Here is a 22851-nt window from a genome sequence, read left to right on the forward strand (position 1 = left end):
ATCCTCAACGCATGACAAAGGGGTCGGGCATGGGAGCCGACGAGAGGTTGATCCATACCGTTTTCAGCTCGGTATAGGCCAGCACCGAATCGATGCCGCTCTCGCGACCGTAGCCGCTGTTCTTGAAACCGCCGATCGGCGCCATGGCCGAGACTGCACGGTAGGTGTTGACCCAGATAATCCCGGAGCGTACATCCCGCGCCAGGCGGTGGGCGCGGCCCAGGTCGCGGGTCCAGATGCCTGCCGCCAGGCCGAACTGCGAGTCGTTGGCGATGGCCAGCGCCTCGGCCTCGTCCTTGAAGCGAATCACCGACGCGACCGGGCCGAAGACTTCTTCCTGCATGATCTTCATCGAATTGCGGTCGCATTCGAACAGGGTCGGCTCGTAGAACCAGCCGTCGCTGTCCATTGGCGGGCGCTTGCCACCCAGGCGCAGGCGGGCGCCTTCGGCGATGGCGTCGGCCACCAGACCTTCGACCACGGCCAGTTGCTGGGAAGTGGCCATCGGGCCCATTTCGCTGGAGTCGTCCTGCGGGTTGCCGATGCGGATGCGCTTGGCGCGTTCTACCAGACGCTCGACGAACTCATCGTAGATCTCGTCCTGCACCAACAGCCGCGAACCGGACACACAGCTCTGCCCGGAAGCGGCATAGATGCCGGCGATGGCACCGTTGATCGCGCTGTCGAGGTCGGCGTCGGCGAAGATGATGTTTGGAGATTTGCCGCCCAGTTCCAGCGACAACTTGGCAAAATTCTCGGCACTGCTGCGCACTACGTGGCGAGCCGTTGCGGCGCCGCCGGTGAAGGCGATCTTGCGCACCAGCGGGTGGCGGGTCAGGGCCGCGCCGGTGCTGGGCCCGTACCCGGTGACGACGTTGACCACGCCCGCTGGAATGCCGGCTTCGAGGGCCAGGCGGGCCAGTTCGAGGATGGTTGCCGAGGCGTGTTCGGACGGCTTGATCACGATGGTATTGCCCGCTGCGAGAGCCGGCGCCAGTTTGATCGCGGTCAGGTACAGCGGGCTGTTCCAGGGAATGATCGCAGCGACCACCCCCATCGGTTCATGCACGGTGTAGGCAAACAGGTCGGGTTTGTCCAACGGCAGGGTGCCGCCTTCAAGTTTGTCGGCAAGGCCTGCGGTGTAATGGAAGAACTCGGGCAAGTAGCTGACCTGACCGCGGGTCTCGCGGATCAGCTTGCCGTTGTCGCGGCTCTCCAGCTGCGCCAGCTGCTCTTTGTTCTCGGCGATCAGATCACCGAGACGGCGCAGCAATTTGCCACGGGCGGTGGCGGTCAAACCGCGCCAGGCCGGGCTTTCGAAAGCTTTTTGCGCGGCCTGTACGGCGCGCTCGACATCGGCTTCGTCAGCATCCGGCAGTTCGGCCCAGGCTTGGGCCAGCGCCGGGTTGAGGCTTTCGAAGGTCTTGCCGGAGAGGGCATCGACCCATTGTCCGTCGATGCACATCTGGAAGCGTGCGAGTGTCATGCAACGATCCCCTTTATTTGATTTTGTCGGGTTTGCGCCGTGTTGAGGAAGTCCAGCAGCACCTGATTGACCAGGCGCGGCGACTCTACCGGCATCATATGCCGTTGCTCGTGGAGCACGGCAACTTGCGCGCCGGGTATCCGTTCGGCCAATTGCTGGGCCATTTGCGGCGTGGAACCGGGGTCCAGCTCGCCGGTGGCGATCAGGGTCGGCACCTGGATAGTGCCCAGGTCCTCGGCGCGGTACATGTCCTGGGTGGCGAACAACTCATAGGTGGTCAGATAACCTTGCGGGTCATTGCCGGCCAGGGTCTGGCGGATCGCCGCGATCTGTGCCGGATTGGCCGCCTGATATTCACGGCTGAACCAGCGCGATAGCGCCGCCTCGGCATTCGCATCCGGGCCGTGTTCGGCGGCCTGGGCGGTCCTCTCGATGACCCCGGCGCGCTGCTCAAGGCTTCGGTTGAACACGCTGTTGAGCACCACCAGCCCGAGCAAATGCTGCGGGTAATGCAGGGCGAATGCCCGTGCCACCAGCCCGCCCATGGAGAAGCCGATGACCGTGGCTTGTGGCAGCTGTAAATGTTCGAGCAGTTCCAGTAACTGGTCGGCATAACCGAGCAGCCCGGTACCGGATGCCGGGCGCGGGCTGGCACCATGCCCAAGCATGTCATAGGCAATGACCCGGTAATGCGGAGCGAGACCAACGATCTGGCCGCCCCACATTTCTTTATTCAGACCCACGCCGTGGATCAATACCACGGGTTGGCCTTGGCCGGTCGCCAGATAACTGGTGCCGGCCGGGGTGAGTTCAGCGCTGAGCCGAATCATGGATCGCTCCTGCAAATCTTATGAGTTACTGGGCTTTCTCTGCGGCCAGTTCTTCCAGATCGATGTAGCGGTTGCCGATGCGTGGGTGCAGGCGACCGCCGTTGGCGCAACCGAGAACGACGACAATCTCATCCGAGCGCGGCGCGTCTTCGATCTGCATTTCCAGGGTGATGTAGTGCGAACGCAGACCTTCGTCATCCTTGTGCATCATCGGAATCTGGATCGAGGTGCCCGGGCCGCCGCGTTTGTTGGTGAAGCTCAAATAGCTCTTGGCTTTCACCGCTTCGCGGTAGTGATTGCCGAAACGCAGGGTGTGGATCACAGCGGAAGCATGCTCGATCTCGCCGTCGGCGCCGACTACGGCAGCCTTGCCATAGGCCTCGATCTTGTCTGCACCGCCGATCGTCGCCACCAGGCGCTCGACCATCAGAGCCCCCAGATCGGAGCAGTTGGCACGAATTTCCGGCTTCAGGTCTTCGACAAAACCACGACCCAGCCATGGGTTCTTGATGACAACGGCCAGGCCGACCATGGTCACGGGCGTGTCAGCGGCCTTGCCGCCTTCGATAAAGGTTTCTTCCACGTAGCTGACGATCTTGCGAATTTCGAAACTCATGAGCGACTCCGTATGAGAGAGGGAATGTGTTTGTCGTATGATGGTATACCATAATATTGTGTATGCAAGCGTCAGCTGCAAGTTCATCGAAAGGGAAGGCGACGGAAGGTAGAGCGGGCAGGGGAAAGTGGGGAATGCTGCGGGTGCGATTCCACGGGTTGGAAGTCGATGTGGGCATGGCGACAGTTTTGAAGCCTGGCCCAATCTAATGTGGGAGCGGGCTTGCTCGCGATAGCATCACCGCGGTGTTTCAGATACACCGAGGTGTCTGCATCGCGAGCAAGCCCGCTCCCACATTAGATTGGTGTCGCCAAGGGGATTGCGCTTGAGGGTTAAGCCTTAAAACCCATCTCGACAGAAATCAGGTGTGCGCAGTCCAGCAGCATGTTCTTGAAGCGTTCGCGATTGTCCGGGGAGTCCATGATCGCATCCGGGCCGGACAGATTGATTGCAGCGACCACCTCGCCGCGGTGGTCGCGGATAGCGGTGGCGATGGCAGTGGAGTAATCGGAGCGGTGCAGTACCCAGCCCAGTTGTCGATCCTGTTCGGCGATCTGCTGCAGCTCGGGCAAGGTCTTGGGCGCGGGCGCCGGGTAGTCGTCGAGCCGCACGTGCTGGTACAGGCTGACCAGGGTGGCTTCGCTCAAATCGCTGAGCAGCACCCGACCCATTGCGGTGCAATGGCAGGCAATGCGCGTACCGATGGGCACGTTGACCGACAAGCGTTGGGAGGCGAAAGCCCGGTAGATGTAAACGCTGTCGGTCTGCTCACGCACGGCCAGGTGACAGGACAGTGAGCTGCGGTCACGCAAGGTGTTCAGGTGTGGGATCGCGATGTCCACCAGATCACGGCTGGCCAGGTAGGTGAAGCCATTGGCGATCACCTGCGGGCCGAGTTCATAGGTGTTTTTCCCGGCTTTTTTCAGATAACCCATGCCATTGAGCGTCTGCACGATGCGGTAGATCGACGACACGCTGAGCGCCAGGCGCTCGGCGATATCGTTCATGCTCAGCACCCGTTCGCTGCTGCTGAACAACTGCAGAATCCACAGCCCGCGCTGCAAGGCCGGGACACGGTAATCGCTGTCGAGGGTGGGGTCTTCGATGCTGTTCATGGAGTCTCCTGCAGGAGTAGCCGGACCATCATGCGGTGAGTCAGGTACGCCGCCTCGCGAGCAAGCTCGGCTCCTACAGTGGAATTGCGCCAGATCTGGATGGTGTGATTGGCACATAACCTGTAGGAGCCGAGCTTGCTCGCGAGGCGGCCTATAAGGCACGAAAATCCCTCAGGCAGACCTCATCCCGCCAACAACGCATCAATACCCACCGGTTCGCCACCGAACTCCTGCATCGCATCCAGCAACGCACCCCACAAATATTGCGCCGAAGCCCGGTCGCAGAGGATGTGGAACAGCGGCAGGTCCGGTTGCGAGGCATTGATGATGATCGCGCTCATGCGCGCCACTGACGTCTGTGCCACGGCACCGGTGGCGAACGTTTGTTGTCGCAGATCGACGCCGCAGACCTTGGCCATCACCGAGCTGAGGTGTTCGCCGGTCAACACCAGCCAGGCGTGGCTGTCCTGCCGCGGCAGCAGGTAGCAGGCGCTGGAGGACAGTTGCCATTGGGCTTCGAGCTTCTGAAGCCTGGCTCCCGCGTCCTGCAAGCTGCCAAGCAGGAAATACTCGGTCTGGGAAAGGCGTGCGACGCTGCTGCCATCGGCCTGCACGACGCAGCGGTTAGGCGCGCTCGGCAGTTCGAATTGTTGCGCGTGCAGATGCGCGGCGGCATCGGCACCACGAAAGCCGACCCGCGCCAGATTGCTCAGGTCGAGCAGGGCGCAGCTCGCCAACTGCGCGGTTTCATCCTGGTCGCCGTAACGGCTGACGATCAGGCTGTCGCCCAGACGTGCCAACCGGGCGTTTTCCTGTAAGGCAGACAATGGGCTGCGTTCGCGAAAATCTTGTGCAGTGACCATGCTCACAACTCCTGGCGTTGGCTATCGACATCGAAGAACGGCAGTTTGACCACCGTGGCCTGTACCACTTGCGCGCCCTCTACCCGAATCGGAATCTGTTGCCCCGGTGTGCTCTGATCGACGGCGGCATAGGCCAGTCCGATGATCATGCCCAGCGTTGGCGAATATTCGCAGGAGGTGACGTTGCCGCTGATGTCCGGGCCCTTGAGCACCAGATGACCTTCCAGCGGCTGGCTGCTGCCCTTGGGCAAGGTGAAACCCACCAGTTTGCGCTTGAGCGGCTGGGCTTCGAGGATGTCCACGGAGCGCCGGCCGACGAAGAACGGCTTCTTGCGCGAGATCGCCCAACCCATGTCGATTTCTGCAGGGTGGGTCATGCCATCGGTGTCCTGGCTGATGATCACGTGGCCTTTTTCCAGCCGCAGCAAGCGCTGTGCTTCGACGCCGAACGGGCGAATGCCCTGTTCACGTCCGGCGTCCATCAGCGTGTCCCAGAGGTATTCGGCATAACGCGCCGGCACATGGATCTCATACCCCAGCTCACCGACGAAGCCGACCCGCATGACCCGAGCGGCGATCCCGGCCACCGTGCCCTGACGCACACCCAGGTAAGGGAAGGCGTCAGGCGAGAGGTCGATATCGGCGCAGACCTTTTCCAGCACCTTGCGCGATTCGGGCCCGGCCAGGTTGACCGCCGCGATGGCCGCGGTGACGTTGGCAATATCGACGTTCAGCCGCCATTGCACGTTCCACTTGAGCATCGACTGATAGATCCGGTCGACGCCGCTGGTGGTGGCCGTGACATAAAAATGTTGATCGGCCAGCCGCGCACAGACGCCATCGTCGATGACCACACCGTGTTCGTTGGTCATCAACGCATAACGGGTGCGGCCAATCGGTTGTTTGGCGAACGCGAAGGTGTACATCCGCTCCAGCAGTTCGGCGGCATCCGGGCCGCGAATGTCCAGGCCACCGAGGGTCGAGACGTCGATCAGACCGACGCTTTTGCGCACATGACAGGCTTCTTCCTGCATGCAGCGCTCACGGCTGGCCGGTTGGCCATTTTTGTCCTTGAAGCCGTAGTAGGCCGGACGCTGCCAGTTACCGGCCGGCATCATTTTCGCTCCGGCCTGTAGATGACGCTGATGGATGGCGGTACGCCGGATCGGGTCGAAACTGCGCCCGGCGATGTGCGCCAGCTTTTCCGCCTCGAACGGCGGGCGAGCGGTGGTGACACCGGTTTCGCCGACAGTGCGCTGGGTGCTGGCGGCCACCAGACGCGCCGTTGGCAGTGCCGAGTGCCGACCTTGCGAAGGCCCCATGCCCACAGTGGAGAAGCGTTTGACCAACTGCACGTCGCGATAGCCGTGGCGCGTCGCGTTGATGATGTCGCGGATTTGCAGGTCTTCATCGAAGTCGACGAATTCCTTGCCGCTCGGGTGCGCGAAGATTGGCCAGTCGAAGTTGACCCGATGTTCGGGGCTCAGCGCCTGCTCCTGATGCTCCACAGCCAGGCCCAAGGCCAACGCCGCTTGCGCACCGACTTTGGCACCGTCCTTGAGTACGTTTTCCAGCAGGTGCCGACCGTTGACGGAACCGGCGATGGCGAGGTTTTTCGGCAGGCCGGTGATGGCGAACTCCGCCACTGGGTCGGCGTAGGCCAACTTGCCACCGGCCTGACAGGCCAGTTGATAGACTGGCATGTAGCCTGCGGTCATGCACAGCAGGTCGCAATCGAGTTGCAGACTTTCCCTTGCGACTTCGCCACGGGCTGTGATGCGCCGGATATCGACGCCGCTGATGTGGCGCATGCCTTTGCTGTGCAAGGCTTCATAAACGGTGTGTTGCAGGTGCACGGTAACGCCCAGGCGATTGAGCTCGGTGCTCAGACGCGCATCGTCGGCGTCGTTGCGCATGTCGACTACGGCTGCGACTTCAACCCCTTGCTCCAGCAAATCCAGCGCGGTGCGATAACCGTCGTCGTTGCCGGTCAGGACCACCGCGCGTTTGCCGGGTTTGACCGCGTACAACTTCATCAAGCGTTGCGCGGCGCTGCACAGCATCACGCCGGGCAGGTCGTTGTTGCGGAAAATCACCGGCTGATCGAAGGCGCCCGAAGCGATGATGCATTGGCTGGCGCGCACTTTGTACATGCGCTTGTCCTTGATCACCGGCAGGTAGTTGTCGGTGAACCAGCCGTTGCAGGTCGCTTCAGTGAGAATCTGGATGTTGGCGTGCTGGCTGACTGCGTTCACCAGCGCCTGGCGCACGTCATCGGCCTGAGCGCCCTGCACGTCGAAGCGTGCATAGGTGAGTGCGCCGCCCAATAGACGCTGTTGTTCGATCAGCAGCACTTTGGCCCCGGCATTGGCGGCGGTCAGTGCTGCCTGCAAGCCGGCGGGCCCGGCGCCGACCACTGCCAGATCGACGAACAGGTAAGCCTTGTCGTAATACTGCGGCTTGAAATCCAGGTTGAGGATGCCCAGCCCGGCCTTTTTGCGAATCAGCGGCTCCCAGATTTTCCACATGCCCTTGGGCTTGTAGAACGAGCGGTAATAAAAGCCCACCGGCATGAATCGCGAGAATTTGCCCAGCAGCGCATCCCGGTCATTGTCCAGGGAGCCGGCATAGTTTTGTCCGCTGACCTGGACACCGGCCTGCAGCCAGTGAGTATCGGCCAACACATTAGGCTCTTGCGGCAGTTGCACCAGGGTGTTGGCGTCTTGCCCGGCCATGGTCAACGGGCCGCGTGGGCGGTGGTATTTGAACGAGCGCGAGAGCAAAAAACGGCCGCTGCCGAGCAAGGCGCTGGCGATGCTGTCACCGGCAAAGCCGGAATAGGGCTTGCCGTCGAAGTTGAAGACCAACGGGCGTTGCCGATCGATCAGCAGGCCCATGGGCAGCGGCAAGCGGCTTTCAAAGGTGGAATCAGGCTGGCTCATTGCTGTGCTCCGCAAGGCTGAACTCGACGCGCTGGTTGTAGATTTCGCGAGCATCGAAAGTGCGCAGGATTTCGTCGGTAACGGTGTGGCGCTCGGCCAGGAACCAGTAGCTCGAGGCGTTGTGCATCCACCACTCGCGAACCACGCCGGCGGCGTTCTCGCTGTTGAACACGTAATGCGCCCATTGCGCGTCGCTGCAGGTCACCGGGTCGGGCATATCCTTGAACTCGCCGCCGTAGGTGAACTCGGTGATATTGCGCGGCCCGTTCAGTGGGCAATTCATGACTTTCATAGGTTTCGCCCCTTAGTGACTGGCCGCGGTCGCGCCCATCTCGTTGACTTGCTGGAAGGTCGAGAAGCGTTCCAGGCCAAAAGGCTTGATCAGGTCCGGAACCTTGCCACCGGAGGCGACCAGTTCGGCCATGGTCTTGCCGCAGATCGGCGTGGCCTTGAAGCCCCAGGTCCCCCAACCGGCATCCAGATAGTAATTGTCGACCGGCGACAGGCCCATGATCGGGCTGTAATCGGGGGTCATGTCGGTGATCCCGGCCCACTGGCGCATCAGCTTGGCATTGGCCAGGAACGGGAACATTTCGATGGCGGCAGAAATCAGGCTTTCCTTCAGGTCCAGGGTCGAGCGGGTGTTATAGAGCGGGTAGGGGTCGGAGCCGCCGCCGAACACCACTTCGCCACGGCTGGTCTGCTGCACGTAACAGTGCAGCGCCGACGAGCTCACCAGCGGATCGAGGAACGGCTTGAACGGTTGGGTGACCATGGCTTGCAGCGGATAGCAGACGATGGGCATGTCGATTTTGGCCTTCTTGGCCATCAATGAACTGTGCCCGGCCACGGCTTGTACCGCGCAGCCGCACTGAATCGTGCCGCGGTTGGTTTTCACTGCGGTGATCCGGCCATTTTCGATAATCAGGTCCTGCACTTCGGTCAGCTGATGGATTTCCACTCCGCGTTTCGCTGCGCCCTTGGCGTAGCCCCAGGCCACGGCGTCATGCCGGGCAGTGCCGCCATCGATATGCCAAAGGCCAGCCAGGACCGGCAGGTGGCCGGGGTCGAGGTTGAGGCTGGGCACCAGCTCACGGATCTGCTGGCGGTCGATCATTTCCGTACGGCCACCGAAATGCTTGTTCACCTCAGCGCGTTGGCGGAAAGCCCGGACCGTTGCGTCGGTGTGGGCGAGGGTCAGTTGGCCGCGCTCGGAGTACATGATGTTGAAGTCGAACTCGTTGGACAGGTCCTTGAACAACTTCACCGACTCGCTGTAGAAACGCACGCCTTCGCTGGTCAAGTAGTTGGAGCGAATCACTGCGGTGTTACGCGCCGTGTTGCCGCCACCCAGATAGGATTTTTCCAGCACCGCGACATTGGTGATGCCGTGGTACTTGGCCAGGTAATAGGCAATTGCCACGCCATGACCGCCGCCGCCGATGATCACTACGTCGTAGGATGACTTGAGTTCCTTGGGCGGTGGCAGGTCCATCTCAGCCGTGTACTCGCAGGAGAGGCCGTACTTCAAGAGATTAAAGGGCATCACGCCTCCTGGATCGGCGGTTGAGTGGCAGGCGAGTCGGCAGCCCGTTGCAGTTGCAGGCGGGTGGCGATCACGGTGTTTTTCAACAGGTAGGCAATGGTCATCGGGCCGACACCGCCGGGCACCGGGGTAATGGCGCTGGCGACGGTGCGGGCGCTGGCGTAATCGACATCGCCCACCAGGCGGCTGCCGTGTTCAGTCTCGATGCGGTTGATGCCGACATCGATCACCACCGCGCCGGGTTTCAGCCAACTGGCATCGATCATCTGCGCACGGCCGACGGCAGCCACCACGATGTCCGCCAGACGACACAGGGCTGCGGCGTCAACGCTGCGCGAATGCACCACGCTGACCGAACAGTGGGCCTGCAACAACAGGGTCGCCATGGGCTTGCCGACGATGTTCGAGCGGCCGATCACCACCGCATGCTTGCCGCTCAGGTCACCGCAAGTGTCGTGCAACAGGCGCATGCAGCCGCTTGGCGTACACGGCGTAAGGACTTCCTGGCCCTGGACCAGACCACCGACGTTCTCCCGATGAAAGCCATCGACATCCTTGATCGGGTCGATCGCCTGAATCACCGCGCCTTCATCGATATGCGCCGGCACCGGCAGTTGCACGAGAATACCGTTGACCGTCGGGTCGGCGTTCAGCTCGGCGATCACCGCGAGCAATTGCGCCTGGCTGGTGGTCGCGGGCAAGCGCTGTTCCAGTGAGCCGATTCCGGCCTCTTTGGCGCGAAGAATCTTGTTGCGCACATAGACCTGACTGGCCGGGTCTTCACCGACCAATACCACGGCCAGCGTCGGCGTCACCTGCTGTTGTGCCAGTTCACGGACTTCGGCCGCGACCTCGCTGAGGACCTGGGAAGCAATGGCTTTGCCGTCGATGTCGCGGGCGAGCGGGATAGAACTGTTCATCGGAAGATCACCGTTTTTTCGCGATTGATGAACACCCGGTGTTGCAGGTGATATTTGACGGCTTTGGACAGCGCGACGGTTTCCGTATCGCGGCCGATAGTCACCAGATCGTCTGCCTTGTAGGCGTGATCGACCCGTTGCACCTCCTGCTCGATGATCGGACCTTCGTCCAGGTCCGAGGTGACGTAGTGCGCTGTCGCGCCGATCAGTTTCACCCCGCGCTGGTGGGCCTGATGGTAGGGCTTGGCACCCTTGAAACCGGGCAGGAACGAGTGATGGATGTTGATCGCCCGGCCCGACAATTGCTTGCACAGGTCATCGGAAAGAATTTGCATGTAACGCGCCAGCACCACCAGCTCGGTCTGCGTCTCTTCGACGATCTTCAGCAGCGCGGCTTCCTGCTGGGCCTTGGTGTCCTTGGTCACCGGCAGGTAGATGAAACGGATGCCTTCACGTTCGGCCATGGGTCGCAGCTCCAGATGGTTGGAGACGATGGCGGTGATCTGCATGTCCATCTCGCCTTTGTGGTGGCGGTACAGCAGGTCGGTCAGGCAGTGGTCGAATTTGCTGACCATGATCAACACGCGCATCGGTTGGGCGACGGCGTGCAATTGCCAGTCCATGTTCAGTGCCACGGCCACTTCATCGAAGCCCCGGCGCAAGGTTTCGATGTCACCCGTGACGCCGCTGTTGAAGCGAAAGACCGCGCGCATGAAGAACTGACCGGTCTCCTCGTCGTCGAACTGCGCCAGTTCGCTGATGTAGCAGCGGTTCTCGGCGAGAAAGGAGGTCACGGCGGCGACGATACCCGATGTCGCCGGGCAGCTGATCTTGAAAATGAAGTGGTCCGGTTCGGTACTCATTACGGGTCCTCGCAAGGGTGACATACAGGCTAAGGGGGCTGTGGAGTCGATGAATATTCATCGGTGGGAATTAAATTCATCGCTGAATAAAGATTCTCTGTGCGAATAAAATATTCCTGTGGCGCTTTTTATAGGTGAAATAAAAAACGCCGTCCAGCGTTGTTTTGGTTTTTTTTGCGAGGAGGAAGAAAGGCGGCGCGAGGGGAGGAGGGTTGTTCTGGATGTTGCATCGTGGCCAAGCGCTGATGCCCTGTAGCAGCTGCCGCCAGGCTGCGTCCGGCTGCGAAGCAGTCGTAAAATCGGACCCTGCGGTGTTTCAGCTTAACCGTGGAGGTTGGATTTACGACGGCTACGCCGCCGAACGCAGGCTACGCCAGCTGCTACGGGGGATGTGCTGAGCCTTGATCAATCGTCGCCGTAGTTCATGATCGACAGCAGCTGGATCGGCACTTTCACCAACTGCTCGGGGCCGTGAGGGACTTCGCCATCGAATGTCAGGCTGTCGCCGGCTTTCATGTGATAGAGCTGGTTACCGTGGCGGTAGACGATTTCGCCTTTGAGCAGATAGAGAAACTCGGTGCCCGGATGGGAGAAGGTCGGGAACTCTTCGCTGGCATCGTCCATGGTGACCATGTAAGCCTCGAAGGTTTTCTTCGGCCCACGGGTATGGTTGAGCAGGTGATAGGTGTGGCCTTTGTCGGTGCCGCGACGCACCACCTGCATCCCTTCACCCTTGCGCACCAGCAGGGCGCCACTGCCTTGCTGGTCGTATTGACTGAAGAGTTTCGACATCGGCATACCGAGGGCGTCGCACAGGCGGCTCAAGGTATCGAGGCTGGTGGACACCTGGGCATTTTCGATCTTGCTGAGCATGCCCTGGCTGATGCCGGCCAGTTGCGCCACATCGGCAATCTTCAATTCCTGCAATTGCCGCTGCCGCTTGATTTGCACGCCCAGATATTGCTCGAGCCTCAAGCGGGGCTCGGCCTCGGTGGGAATCACTTTGTTCATGCTTCATTTCCGATCATGAATATAAATTTCGCACTATGAATGTGCGATGCACTTCTGCTGCTACCCGTCATTTCTCCAGCCTGAGCGGTTCCAGCATGTCTGAAGTTTGCCCGTTGCGACACTCATTTCCCTGACGAGCCCTTGAAACACCAGCGTTTCCTGGCGCCGGGCGCTGTGCAGCGGCTATCTGAAAGCAAATCTGGCAAGGCAATTGCATTCTCATTAGGAAAGTAAATTTCTTTGTGAGAATAATCGGGTTGGCTTCAGGTCTCGTCCAGCTGAATTCTAGCACTGGGCAATCGTTAACGACTTCGGCCGACCCTCCCAGCAGATCCCGCTGTTTTGCCTTGCTCGAGGAGTCATATGTGATGTTGCCCACAGATACACAACGAATCATCGATGAGCACAAAATCAAATACGTGCTGGCTCAGTTCGTGGATATTCACGGCTCGGCGAAAACCAAGTCGGTACCTGTTTCCGGGTTACAGACGGTGATCGACAGTGGCGCCGGCTTTGCCGGTTTTGCCATCTGCGGCATGGGCATGCAACCCCACGGCCCGGACTTCATGGCCAAGGGCGACCTGAGTACCTTGACGGCGGTGCCTTGGCAGCCGGGTTACGGGCGCATCGTCTGCGTCGGCCATGTCAACAACGAACCCCATCCTTACGATTCGCGTTACGTCTTGATGCGCCAGGTGGAGCGCCTGAGTGCTCGCGGCTGGACCCTCAATACCGGCCTGGAACCTGAGTTCAGCCTGTTCCGTCGTGACGCCGAAGGCAAGCTATGCAGCGTTGATGCCAGCGATAACCTGGACAAACCCTGCTACGACTACAAAGGCCTGTCGCGCTCGCGGCAGTTCTTGGAGAACCTTACCGAAGCGTTGCAGAAAGTCGATTTCGACATCTATCAGATCGATCACGAAGACGCCAACGGCCAGTTCGAGATCAACTACACCTACAGCGATGCGCTGACTTCGGCCGATCGTTTCACCTTCTTCCGCATGGCCGCCGGTGAAGTCGCCAACGACCTGGGGATGATCTGCTCGTTCATGCCCAAGCCTGACCCCAAACGTGCGGGCAACGGCATGCACTTTCACTTGTCGATCGCTGACGCTGTGAACAAGAACCTGTTCCATGACGCCAGCGACTCAAGTGGCATGGGCCTGTCGAAAATGGCCTATCACTTCGCGGCCGGCCTGCTGGCCCATGGTCCGGCGTTGTGTGCTTTCGCCGCGCCGACGGTCAACTCTTACAAACGCCTGGTGGTCGGCCGTTCGCTTTCCGGTTCGACCTGGGCTCCAGCGTTCGTTGCCTACGGCTCCAACAACCGCTCGGCGATGGTCCGTGTCCCTTACGGGCGCCTCGAGTTTCGCCTGCCGGATGCCGGTTGCAACCCGTACCTGGTCAGCGCCGCGATCATCGCTGCCGGCCTGGACGGAATCGACCGCAAGCTGGAAGCAGGGCCGCCGTGCAACGAAAACCTCTACTCCCTGAGCCTCGAAGAAATCGCTGGCCGTGGCATCGCCACCTTGCCGCAAAGCCTCAAGGAAGCCTGTGACGCGCTGGATGCCGATCCGTTGTTCCGGGAAAAACTCGGAAGCGAAATCGTCAACGAGTTCATCGAGCTCAAACGCATGGAATGGGTCGAGTACAGCCGCCACGTCTCCGATTGGGAGATCCAGCGCTACACCGAATTTTTCTAAACGAGCCTTTTCAACCACCCGTTTTGTATCGACCCGGTACCTCTGATCGAGGAACCGGCTGCCCAGTAGGAGAAATGTATGTGCGGAATCGTAGGTCTGTACTTGAAGAATCCAGCGCTGGAGTCCCGGCTTGGCAAACTCTTCGAACCCATGCTGCTGTCGATGACCGACCGTGGCCCGGACAGCGCCGGCTTTGCCATTTATGGCGATGAAGTGGCTGAAGGCTCGGTCAAGCTGACCCTGCAAAGCACGGTGCCCGGTTTTGACTTCAATGCCCTGATGGGCGCGCTGGAAGGCCGGCTCGGCCAGTCCGTGAACTGGTTTCAGAACGCCAGCGCAGTGGTGTTGAAAACCCCCGCCAAAGAAGCCGCTGTTCGCAGTGCACTGGCCGAACTGGCGCCGGGCGTGCGCATCATGAGCGCCGGTCAAAGCATTGAAATCCTCAAGGGCATGGGCTTGCCCAAGGAGATCTCCGAGCGTTTCAACCTCGCCGGGATGAAAGGCAGTCACATTATCGGCCACACCCGCATGGCCACCGAAAGCGCGGTGACCATGGAAGGCAGCCACCCGTTTTCCACCGGTGCCGACCTGTGCCTGGTGCACAACGGCTCGTTGTCCAACCACTTCCGCCTGCGCCAGGAACTCAAGCGTCAGGGCATCGTGTTCCAGACCGAGAACGACACTGAAGTCGCCGCCGGTTACCTGGCCTGGCGCCTGCAACAGGGCGACTCGCTGAAAGTGGCGCTGGATCACGCGCTGGACGACCTCGACGGCTTCTTCACGTTCGCCATCGGCACCCGCAACGGCTTCGCGGTGATCCGCGACCCGATTGCCTGCAAGCCGGCGATCCTCGCCGAAACCGACGACTACGTCGCCATGGCCTCGGAATACCAGGCGCTTTCGAGCCTGCCCGGCATCGAGAACGCCAAGGTCTGGGAACCGGCGCCATCCACCATGTACATCTGGGAACGCAAAAGCGCCTGAGGAGCCCCGTTATGAAAACTATCGATCTATCTGTCAGTGAAGTACGCGAGCTCAATCAGGGGCTGCACGACCAGGCCAGACAACTGAGCTTTGCTGAGTGGGTGGTGACCCATTCCAACGGCGCGCACAACATTGCGGTCGGCGTTGACCAGGAACTGTTCATCGATATCCAGGGCCACGCCGGTTACTACTGCGCAGGCATGAACAAGAAAGCCCACATCACTGTGCACGGCAACGTCGGCACCGGTGTGGCGGAAAACATGATGTCCGGCTCGGTACGGGTCAAGGGCAGCGCCTCCCAGGCCGCTGGCGCCACCGCTCATGGCGGCTTGCTGGTGATCGAGGGCGACGCCGGTGCGCGTTGCGGGATCTCCATGAAAGGCATCGACATCGTGGTCGGCGGCAGCATCGGCCACATGAGCTGCTTCATGGGCCAGGCCGGGCGTCTGGTGGTCTGCGGCGATGCCGGGGATGCCTTGGGCGATTCGCTCTACGAAACCCGGATCTACGTGCAGGGCAGCGTGCAGTCGCTGGGGTCGGACTGCATTGAAAAGGAAATGCGCGACGAACATCTTGCCGAGATCAAAGAGCTGCTGGACCAAGCCGGTTTCACCGCTGACCCGAAAGCCTTCAAACGCTACGGTTCGGCCCGTCAGTTGTACAACTTCAAAGTCGATAACGCGTCCGCGTACTAAGGAGAACACAATGAGCGACAAACCTGTTCCGGTCCTGCGCGAATCCGCGACCTTCGACCGCCTGAGCATTCAGGAAATCCAGCGCGCCGCCGAAACCGGCATCTACGACATTCGCGGTGGAGGCACCAAGCGCAAGCTGCCGCACTTCGATGACTTGCTGTTGCTCGGCGCCAGTGTTTCCCGCTATCCGCTGGAAGGCTATCGCGAGAAATGCGGCACCGATGTGATCCTCGGCAACCGCTTCGCCAAAAAGCCCCTGCACTTGAAGATTCCGGTAACCATTGCCGGCATGAGCTTCGGCGCCTTGTCGGCGAATGCCAAGGAAGCCCTGGGCCGTGGCGCAACCATCGCCGGGACCAGCACCACCACCGGCGACGGCGGCATGACCCCGGAAGAGCGCGGACAGTCCCAGCACCTGGTTTATCAGTACCTGCCATCGCGTTACGGCATGAACCCGGATGATCTGCGCAAGGCCGATGCCATCGAAATCGTCCTGGGGCAGGGCGCCAAACCAGGTGGCGGCGGCATGCTGCTGGGCATGAAAGTCACCGAGCGCGTGGCCGGGATGCGCACGCTGCCCATCGGCGTCGATCAACGCAGTGCCTGCCGTCACCCGGATTGGACCGGGCCGGACGACCTGGCGATCAAGATCGCCGAGATCCGTGAAATCACCGATTGGGAAAAACCGATCTACGTGAAGATCGGCGCGAGCCGTCCGTACTACGACGTCAAACTGGCGATCAAGGCCGGTGCCGACGTGATTGTGCTCGACGGCATGCAAGGCGGCACGGCGGCGACTCAGGAAGTCTTTATCGAGCATGTCGGCATTCCGATTCTCGGCGCCATCCCGCCTGCGGTGCAGGCGTTGCAGGAGGAGGGCATGCATCGCAAGGTGCAGTTGATCGTTTCCGGCGGTATCCGTAACGGTGCCGACGTGGCCAAGGCCATGGCCCTCGGCGCGGATGCGGTGGCCATTGGTACGGCGGCGTTGATCGCCCTGGGTGACAACCATCCACGTCTGGACGAGGAACTGCGAAAGCTTGGTTCGGCCGCCGGTTTCTACGATGACTGGCAAGCGGGCCGCGACCCGGCGGGTATCACCACCCAGGACACGGAACTGTCCAAACGGCTTGATCCGGTGGAGGGCGGTCGACGTCTGGCCAACTACCTGCGGGTGTTGGTCCTCGAAGCCCAGACCATGGCCCGGGCCTGCGGCAAGTCGCACCTGCATAACCTCGACCCTGAGGATCTGGTGGCCTTGACCGTGGAAGCCGCCGCCATGGCCCGCGTGCCGTTGGCCGGGACTTCGTGGATTCCTGGGCAGCAGTACTAAACGCGGAACCTGTGGGAGTGGGCTAGCCCCAATGCCAGTGAGTTAAGGGTATGTAGGAGCGAGCTTGCTCGCGATAGACGTTAACGATAACGCGCGCTTGCTGAATCAACGCGCCGCCCTTGAGCCCATCGCGAGCAAGCTCGCTCCTACATACCCTTAACTGCCCGGCATTAGGGCAAGCCCGTTCCTACAGGTCTCCGGTTTTACCCCTAACGGGCACAGACCCGTATGCACCGCGAGGCCTCATGGCCTCGCACTTTCCTTGCTCTGCCAGCCCCCTTTAGACGACTTTCCTGCTCTGGAGCTTGCTGACAATGATTCCATTCCCTGATTCACGGCTGACCTTCTCCCGGCTGACGCTGATGTTCGCGGCACTGTGCCTGTCGCCTCTGGCCTCGGCGGCCGATGTCACCCTGGACACTGGTACCACCGCCTGGATGATGACCGCGACGATGTTCGTGTTGTTGATGTGCATTCCGGGCCTGGCGCTGTTTTATGGCGGGATGGTCCGGGCAAAAAATTTCCTCTCGGTGTTCACTCAGTTGCTTGCCATCGCCGGGGTGATCGGTGTGCTGTGGGTGGTCTACGGCTACAGCATCGTCGTCGACGCGACCGGTATGGTCGCCGGTGAAGTCAATCTGAACAGCTTTGTCGGCGGTTTCAGCAAAGTGTTCATGCTCGACATGACCCACGACAGCCTGGTCGGCAGTATTCCCGAAGGCGTCTACAGCGTGTTCCAGATGTCCTTCGCGATCATTACGCCGGCGCTGATTGCCGGTGGTTTCGCCGAACGCATGAAGTTCAGCGCCGCGCTGGCGTTCATGGCGCTGTGGTTCACCTTTGTCTACGCGCCAGTCGCACACATGATCTGGGGCGGCCCCGGCGGCTTGATGGTCAATTGGGGGGTACTGGATTTCGCCGGCGGCACTGCTGTGCATATCAATGCGGGCGTGGCGGCACTGGTGGCGTGCCTGGTACTGGGCAAACGCAAAGGCTACCCGAACGTCGCGATGCCACCGCATAACCTCGGTTTCACCCTGATGGGCGCCGGTCTGCTGTGGGTTGGCTGGTTCGGATTCAATATCGGCTCGGGAGCCGCGGTGAATACCGGTGCCGGGATCATCATGCTGACCACCCAGGTGGCAGCGTGCGCCGGGGTCGTCGGCTGGATGCTCACCGAATCCCTGATCCAGGGTCGGCCCAGCGCGCTCGGTGCGGCCTCAGGTGCATTGGCCGGCCTCGTCGGTATCACCCCGGCCTGTGCTTATGTCGGTCCGGCCGGCGCCTTGGCGATTGGCCTGATCACCGGGGCCGCATGTTTCTTCGGCGTCAGCCAGTTGAAGCAGAAGCTTGGTTACGATGATTCGCTGGATGTGTTCAGCCTGCATGGCATTGGCGGAATCGTCGGTGCGATCCTGACCGGCGTCTTCGCGTCTCCTGCATTGGGCGGGTATGTGGAGAATCTGGATATCGTGACTCAGGTGCTGACTCAGTTGAAGGGCGTCAGCTTCACCTTCGTCTACTGCTTTGTCGTGAGCCTGATCATCCTCAAGGTACTGGAATGGACCATCGGCCTGCGCACCAGCGGCGAGAACGAGACAGTGGGCCTGGACCTGGCCGAGCATGACGAGCGTGCTTATAGCGTGTGATCCGGCAGGTTAAAAAAGATGAGGAGCCTTGGTTCCCAATGCCAGTCAGTTAAGGGTATGTGTAGGAGCGAGCTTGTTCGCGATGGACGTTAACGATGACGCGTGTTTGCTGGATAAACGCGTCGCCCTCAGGTCCATCGCGAGCAATCGAGCGTCGACCGGCTGCTCCTACAAAGGCTGCGTTCGCTTAACTGACTGGCATTAGCCTTGGTTCCGGCTTTTTTGTAGGAGCCGAGCTGAACTGCGATGAGGGCGTTGCTGCCACAGCAAATTTCTGGCGGTCAAGCTCATCCGCTTTACCGCTTCTCAGCTAAGTCTTTGCTTCTGTTGATTAATCCCGGAGAATCGCGCCCCTGTTACGGCCGGGGCGCTGCCTGTCAGCTTTTTCTGACTCGCTCCGGCTGTGTGGCAAATGACCGGAATGCGGAGATCCGACCGGATGAATGATCAGGCCAATAGCGTCGACGAACGCTTTGATGCGGCGGTACCAGCAAGCCTAAGTAGCTGGAATCGTCATGACACTACCTGGATGCTGGGCCTGTTTGGCACGGCAATCGGTGCGGGTACCCTGTTTTTGCCTATCAACGCTGGTCTAGGCGGCTTCTGGCCGCTGTTGATTCTGGCGCTGCTGGCGTTTCCGATGACATTTTATGCGCACCGCGGCCTCAACCGCTTCGTGCTCTCCGGCCGTGCGGGTGCGGACATCACCGAAGTGGTCGAAGAGCATTTCGGGATCAAGGCTGGCGCGCTGATCACCTTGTTGTATTTCTTCGCCATCTTCCCGATTCTGCTGATCTACAGCGTAGCCCTGACCAACACCGTGGGCAGTTTCCTCGAGCACCAGTTGCACATCATGCCGCCACCGCGGGCGATTCTGTCGTTCGTGCTGATTCTCGGCCTGTTGGCAGTGGTGCGCTGTGGCGAACAGGCGATCGTCAAGGCCATGAGCCTGATGGTCTATCCGTTCATCGTTGCGTTGCTTTTCCTGGCAGTGTTCCTGGTTCCGCACTGGACCGGCGGCATTCTCGCCACTGCGACCACGCTGCCTGAGCCTTCGGCCTTGCTGCACACGCTGTGGCTGGCGATTCCAGTGATGGTGTTCTCGTTCAACCATTCGCCGATCATCTCGGCGTTTGCGGTGGACCAGAAGCGTCGTTATGGCACCCATGCTGAAGAGCGCAGCTCGCAGATCCTGTCTCGCGCCCACGGCTTGATGGTGGTGATGGTGCTGTTCTTTGTCTTTAGCTGCGTGCTGACTTTGTCGCCAGCGCAATTGGCTGAAGCGAAGGCGCAGAACCTGTCGATCCTGTCGTACCTGGCCAACCACTTCAGCAACCCGACGATTGCTTTCGCCGCACCGCTGATTGCCTTTGTGGCCATCTCCAAGTCGTTCCTGGGGCACTACATTGGCGCCAGCGAAGGCCTGAAGGGCTTGATCGTCAAGAGTGGCCGTCGCCCGGCACCGAAGACTCTGGATCGCATGACCGCTGCCTTCATGCTGGTGGTGTGCTGGATCGTCGCGACGCTCAACCCGAGCATCCTGGGCATGATCGAGACCCTGGGTGGCCCGGTCATCGCGGCGATTCTGTTCCTGATGCCGATGTATGCGATCCGTCGTGTGCCGGCCATGGCTGCGTATCGCGGCCAGGCCTCCAACGTCTTCGTGACACTGGTCGGCCTGGTGGCGATTTCGGCGTTGATTTATTCGCTCACCGCCTGAGCCTGTGCAGGGTCAGCCTGGACCTCCAGGCCGACCCTCGACTCATAAGCGTGCGCTTGAACAAAGTGACGGACGCCGATTTAGCGTGCAATGCGCTGTGGCGGTTTTGCTGACGTTGCCTTACCGATTCGTTGAATATTTGATGGGTATCAAGGCCATAGCGCCATTGCCGTCTAAGCTTGGGACTTATGCCCCGCGCCGTGCAGTTCTTGCTGTTAGAAACAGGTGAACTCGCCAAACGTTTCGGGCTTTCTCATCTGGAGGCTCTACATGGCTCGTGCTCATCCGCAACTGATCACCGGTAAGCTGGAAAAACTGCATCCAACGCAGCTCACCGTCGGCCTGGCCGAAGTGAATGCCAAGCGCAAGGACTGGGGAAAACTCAAACGCAAGGAGCGCGCTGCGGCGCTGGAGAATCATTGGTTTCCCTCTATTCTGGGGCCTGAAGGGCGTTATTACATCGTCGATCACCATCATTTCGGTTTGGCGCTGCTACAAGAAGAGGTCAAGTTCGTAGCGCTGCTGGTGCTCAAGGATTTGTCTTTTGTCGAGCCGGTGACGTTCTGGAATGTGATGAACTTTAACCAGTGGGCACACCCCTACGACGCCCAGGGCGAAAGGCGTCCATATGAGGCCATCCCTCGGCGTATCGCCGATTTGCAAGACGATCCCTATCGCAGCCTGGCCGGGCAGTTGCGACGTGCCGGTGGTTACGCCAAGGACGCGACGCCCTTCAGTGAGTTTCTCTGGGCTGATTTTTTCCGCAGCCGGATTGCCAGTGAACTGATCAACGATCAGGGCCCGAAACTTCAGGACAGAGCCCTGACTCTTGCACGCAGTCAGGAAGCCCGATATCTGCCGGGCTGGGTCGGTCCGATTGCTGATTAGTCCGCGCGCGCCAATCTCTGCGTCCCCCCCGGAGCAGGCTGCACCACCACCGCAAAACCGCACGCGGGATCTGCTTGCAGGCCTGTCGATTGCTGGTTTGCTGTTGCCTGAAGCCGTTGCCTATTCGAGCATCGCGGCGTTACCACCTCAGGCCGGGGTCATCGCATTGTTCGCCGGTTTGCTCTGTTATGGGTTGTTCGGTACCAGCCGCTACGCCATTGTTTCCGCGACGTCCTCTTCGGCAGCGGTGCTGGCGGCGGCGACCGTGACGCTGGCGGGTGGCGATTCAGCGCTGCGATTGACGCTGGCGATCGCTCTGGTGCTGGTGACCGGGGCGTTCTTTCTGCTGGCGGGGCTGCTCAAGCTCGGCAGCGTGACGTCCTTCATCGCCAAGCCGGTATTGCGCGGGTTTACGTTTGGTCTGGCGATCACCATCGTCATCAAGCAGGTCGCCAGTATCGTCGGCGTGCACCTGACCAACAGCAATCTGATCCGTTTTCTGCCTGAGTTAGTGGAGCAGTTACCGCACTGGAACCGGGCCGGTGCCGGCGTTGCAGCGCTAGCCTTGGCACTGTTATGGCTGTTCGCACGGGTCAAACGCTTGCCGGGAGGACTGCTGGTGGTGATGGTCGGTATTGCGGCTGGCCAATGGCTGAACCTTCCGGCCTATGGGGTGAAGTTGATCGGTGTGATTGATTTGAGGCTGGAGATCCCGAATCTTCCGGTGTTGCCGTTCGCCGACTGGTTGCGCCTGGGTGAGTTGGGCTTTGCCATGGTCATGATCTTGTATGCCGAGTCGTACGGCTCGATCAGCTCCTTTGCCCTCAAGCACGGCGATCGGGTGTCGTCGAACCGGGATTTGCTCGCGCTTGGGGCGGCTAATCTGATTTCCGGCCTGTTTCATGGTATGCCGGCGGGCGCTGGTTATTCGGCGACCTCTGCCAATGAGGCGGCGGGTGCCGACTCGCGCCTGGCAGGTGGCATCGCCGCATTGGTGGTGCTGGCCATCGTGCTGACGGTGCTGCCGTACATTGCGTTGACACCGGAGCCGGTGCTGGCGGCCATCGTCATTCATGCCCTGGCTCGCGGGCTGAGCCTGCAGCCATTAGGGCGCTATTTTGTCTGGCGCCGCGACCGATTGCTGGTCACCTGTGCCGTGGTGGCGGTGCTGGTACTCGGTGTGCTGGATGGATTGTTGGTGGCGGTCGCCATCAGTGTCGTGCTGATGCTGAGGCAGATGTCCTCGGCAGATATCCAGATCCTTGGGCAAATGGGTGGAGGGCATGATTACGTCGATCTGCAACGCCATCCCTTGGCCCTGAAAATTCCCGGGATGATCATTCTTCGCCCCGGTGAGCCGCTGTTTTTCGCCAATGTCGAACGGATCCTGGGCGGGGCGCTCAGATTGATACGTCACAGTGAAGAGCCGATTCATACGGTCATTTTGAGTCTGGAAGAGTCGCCTGACCTGGACGGCACCAGCATCGAGGCGCTGGAGGAGTTCTTTGGGCATGTCAGTGTTGAAGGCAAGCGATTGGTGCTGGCGCGTTTGAAGCACGAGGCCAAAGAGGCATTGCGGGCCTTGCCGGTGACCGAGCGTTCGCAGGTGATACTCAGTGGTTTGAGTGTGGACGGCGCGGTTCAGGAGGCGCTGAAGGCATGGACTGATCAGCAGGCATAAAAAAAC

19 protein-coding genes are annotated in these 22851 nt (G+C 60.5%); 8 read left to right on the top strand and 11 right to left on the bottom strand.

Annotation, left to right across the window (positions count from 1 at the left end; genetic code table 11):
- Nucleotides 1-4: 4 nt before the first annotated feature.
- The 11 genes from AC07W5_RS14925 to AC07W5_RS14975 form a co-directional block, all read right to left on the bottom strand.
- Nucleotides 5-1486: an aldehyde dehydrogenase gene (locus AC07W5_RS14925; protein WP_495023695.1), complete on the bottom strand. Its 1482-nt coding sequence runs from the start codon at nucleotides 1484-1486 to the stop codon at nucleotides 5-7.
- Nucleotides 1483-2316, bottom strand: coding sequence for an alpha/beta fold hydrolase (locus AC07W5_RS14930; protein ID WP_494991403.1), 834 nt, complete (start codon nucleotides 2314-2316; stop codon nucleotides 1483-1485). The genes AC07W5_RS14925 and AC07W5_RS14930 overlap by 4 nt, the downstream gene beginning before the upstream one ends.
- 25 nt (nucleotides 2317-2341) lie before the next feature.
- Nucleotides 2342-2932 (bottom strand): amino acid synthesis family protein, encoded by a 591-nt coding sequence (locus tag AC07W5_RS14935; protein ID WP_494991404.1) that lies wholly within the window; start codon nucleotides 2930-2932, stop codon nucleotides 2342-2344.
- Between the two features lie 332 nt (nucleotides 2933-3264).
- The gene (locus tag AC07W5_RS14940; RefSeq protein ID WP_495023696.1) at nucleotides 3265-4047 is read right to left on the bottom strand and encodes an IclR family transcriptional regulator; all 783 of its coding nucleotides are present in this window, start codon (nucleotides 4045-4047) and stop codon (nucleotides 3265-3267) included.
- Between the two features lie 182 nt (nucleotides 4048-4229).
- Nucleotides 4230-4910: a sarcosine oxidase subunit gamma gene (locus AC07W5_RS14945; RefSeq protein WP_495023697.1), complete on the bottom strand. Its 681-nt coding sequence runs from the start codon at nucleotides 4908-4910 to the stop codon at nucleotides 4230-4232.
- Between the two features lie 2 nt (nucleotides 4911-4912).
- Nucleotides 4913-7852 (bottom strand): 2Fe-2S iron-sulfur cluster-binding protein, encoded by a 2940-nt coding sequence (locus AC07W5_RS14950; protein ID WP_495023698.1) that lies wholly within the window; start codon nucleotides 7850-7852, stop codon nucleotides 4913-4915.
- Complete coding sequence (locus AC07W5_RS14955) at nucleotides 7839-8144, bottom strand: sarcosine oxidase subunit delta (RefSeq protein WP_494991408.1); 306 nt, start codon at nucleotides 8142-8144, stop codon at nucleotides 7839-7841. The genes AC07W5_RS14950 and AC07W5_RS14955 overlap by 14 nt, the downstream gene beginning before the upstream one ends.
- A 12-nt stretch (nucleotides 8145-8156) precedes the next feature.
- A complete protein-coding gene (locus AC07W5_RS14960) occupies nucleotides 8157-9398 on the bottom strand; it encodes an FAD-dependent oxidoreductase (RefSeq protein ID WP_495023699.1) in 1242 nt (413 codons plus the stop codon).
- On the bottom strand, nucleotides 9398-10318 hold the full coding sequence (gene folD / locus AC07W5_RS14965) for a bifunctional methylenetetrahydrofolate dehydrogenase/methenyltetrahydrofolate cyclohydrolase FolD (RefSeq protein WP_495011834.1): 921 nt from the start codon (nucleotides 10316-10318) through the stop codon (nucleotides 9398-9400). The genes AC07W5_RS14960 and folD overlap by 1 nt, the downstream gene beginning before the upstream one ends.
- Nucleotides 10315-11181 (bottom strand): formyltetrahydrofolate deformylase, encoded by an 867-nt coding sequence (gene purU / locus AC07W5_RS14970; protein WP_495023700.1) that lies wholly within the window; start codon nucleotides 11179-11181, stop codon nucleotides 10315-10317. Before purU ends, folD begins: the two co-directional genes overlap by 4 nt.
- 405 nt (nucleotides 11182-11586) lie before the next feature.
- Nucleotides 11587-12192: a helix-turn-helix domain-containing protein gene (locus AC07W5_RS14975; RefSeq protein ID WP_495023701.1), complete on the bottom strand. Its 606-nt coding sequence runs from the start codon at nucleotides 12190-12192 to the stop codon at nucleotides 11587-11589.
- Between the two features lie 368 nt (nucleotides 12193-12560).
- Between AC07W5_RS14975 and glnT the strand changes: the two genes are divergently transcribed.
- The 8 genes from glnT (at nucleotide 12561) to AC07W5_RS15015 (ending at nucleotide 22845) form a co-directional block, all read left to right on the top strand.
- Nucleotides 12561-13895 carry a type III glutamate--ammonia ligase gene (gene glnT, locus AC07W5_RS14980; protein WP_495023702.1) on the top strand — a complete coding sequence of 445 codons (1335 nt, stop codon included), beginning with the start codon at nucleotides 12561-12563 and terminating at the stop codon, nucleotides 13893-13895.
- Between the two features lie 78 nt (nucleotides 13896-13973).
- Nucleotides 13974-14879 carry a class II glutamine amidotransferase gene (locus tag AC07W5_RS14985; RefSeq protein ID WP_494991414.1) on the top strand — a complete coding sequence of 302 codons (906 nt, stop codon included), beginning with the start codon at nucleotides 13974-13976 and terminating at the stop codon, nucleotides 14877-14879.
- Between the two features lie 11 nt (nucleotides 14880-14890).
- On the top strand, nucleotides 14891-15574 hold the full coding sequence (locus AC07W5_RS14990) for a protein glxC (protein ID WP_495023703.1): 684 nt from the start codon (nucleotides 14891-14893) through the stop codon (nucleotides 15572-15574).
- A gap of 10 nt (nucleotides 15575-15584) precedes the next feature.
- A complete protein-coding gene (locus AC07W5_RS14995; protein WP_495023704.1) occupies nucleotides 15585-16907 on the top strand; it encodes an FMN-binding glutamate synthase family protein in 1323 nt (440 codons plus the stop codon).
- A 314-nt stretch (nucleotides 16908-17221) separates the two neighbouring features.
- On the top strand, nucleotides 17222-18556 hold the full coding sequence (locus AC07W5_RS15000) for an ammonium transporter (RefSeq protein ID WP_495023705.1): 1335 nt from the start codon (nucleotides 17222-17224) through the stop codon (nucleotides 18554-18556).
- A 439-nt stretch (nucleotides 18557-18995) separates the two neighbouring features.
- Nucleotides 18996-20276, top strand: a complete 1281-nt coding sequence (locus tag AC07W5_RS15005) for a serine/threonine transporter (protein ID WP_495011838.1) — start codon at nucleotides 18996-18998, stop codon at nucleotides 20274-20276.
- A gap of 270 nt (nucleotides 20277-20546) precedes the next feature.
- Nucleotides 20547-21164: a ParB-like protein gene (locus tag AC07W5_RS15010; protein WP_495011839.1), complete on the top strand. Its 618-nt coding sequence runs from the start codon at nucleotides 20547-20549 to the stop codon at nucleotides 21162-21164.
- Nucleotides 21165-21177: 13 nt separating this feature from the next.
- Nucleotides 21178-22845, top strand: a complete 1668-nt coding sequence (locus AC07W5_RS15015; protein ID WP_495023830.1) for a SulP family inorganic anion transporter — start codon at nucleotides 21178-21180, stop codon at nucleotides 22843-22845.
- Nucleotides 22846-22851: the final 6 nt, after the last annotated feature.

This window comes from Pseudomonas sp. GW821-FHT01E05 (genome assembly GCF_059422425.1).

Bases quoted from the DNA above. Each gene is read 5' to 3' on its own strand.
- glnT (WP_495023702.1), top strand. From the start codon at position 12,561: ATGTTGCCCACAGATACACAACGAATCATCGATGAGCACAAAATCAAA.
- AC07W5_RS14975 (WP_495023701.1), bottom strand. From the start codon at position 12,192: ATGAACAAAGTGATTCCCACCGAGGCCGAGCCCCGCTTGAGGCTCGAG.
- AC07W5_RS15010 (WP_495011839.1), top strand. From the start codon at position 20,547: ATGGCTCGTGCTCATCCGCAACTGATCACCGGTAAGCTGGAAAAACTG.
- AC07W5_RS14940 (WP_495023696.1), bottom strand. From the start codon at position 4,047: ATGAACAGCATCGAAGACCCCACCCTCGACAGCGATTACCGTGTCCCG.
- AC07W5_RS14960 (WP_495023699.1), bottom strand. From the start codon at position 9,398: ATGCCCTTTAATCTCTTGAAGTACGGCCTCTCCTGCGAGTACACGGCT.
- AC07W5_RS15000 (WP_495023705.1), top strand. From the start codon at position 17,222: ATGATTCCATTCCCTGATTCACGGCTGACCTTCTCCCGGCTGACGCTG.
- AC07W5_RS14935 (WP_494991404.1), bottom strand. From the start codon at position 2,932: ATGAGTTTCGAAATTCGCAAGATCGTCAGCTACGTGGAAGAAACCTTT.
- AC07W5_RS14990 (WP_495023703.1), top strand. From the start codon at position 14,891: ATGAAAACTATCGATCTATCTGTCAGTGAAGTACGCGAGCTCAATCAG.
- folD (WP_495011834.1), bottom strand. From the start codon at position 10,318: ATGAACAGTTCTATCCCGCTCGCCCGCGACATCGACGGCAAAGCCATT.
- AC07W5_RS14955 (WP_494991408.1), bottom strand. From the start codon at position 8,144: ATGAAAGTCATGAATTGCCCACTGAACGGGCCGCGCAATATCACCGAG.
- AC07W5_RS14925 (WP_495023695.1), bottom strand. From the start codon at position 1,486: ATGACACTCGCACGCTTCCAGATGTGCATCGACGGACAATGGGTCGAT.
- AC07W5_RS15005 (WP_495011838.1), top strand. From the start codon at position 18,996: ATGAATGATCAGGCCAATAGCGTCGACGAACGCTTTGATGCGGCGGTA.
- AC07W5_RS14985 (WP_494991414.1), top strand. From the start codon at position 13,974: ATGTGCGGAATCGTAGGTCTGTACTTGAAGAATCCAGCGCTGGAGTCC.
- AC07W5_RS14950 (WP_495023698.1), bottom strand. From the start codon at position 7,852: ATGAGCCAGCCTGATTCCACCTTTGAAAGCCGCTTGCCGCTGCCCATG.
- AC07W5_RS14995 (WP_495023704.1), top strand. From the start codon at position 15,585: ATGAGCGACAAACCTGTTCCGGTCCTGCGCGAATCCGCGACCTTCGAC.
- AC07W5_RS14945 (WP_495023697.1), bottom strand. From the start codon at position 4,910: ATGGTCACTGCACAAGATTTTCGCGAACGCAGCCCATTGTCTGCCTTA.
- AC07W5_RS14930 (WP_494991403.1), bottom strand. From the start codon at position 2,316: ATGATTCGGCTCAGCGCTGAACTCACCCCGGCCGGCACCAGTTATCTG.
- purU (WP_495023700.1), bottom strand. From the start codon at position 11,181: ATGAGTACCGAACCGGACCACTTCATTTTCAAGATCAGCTGCCCGGCG.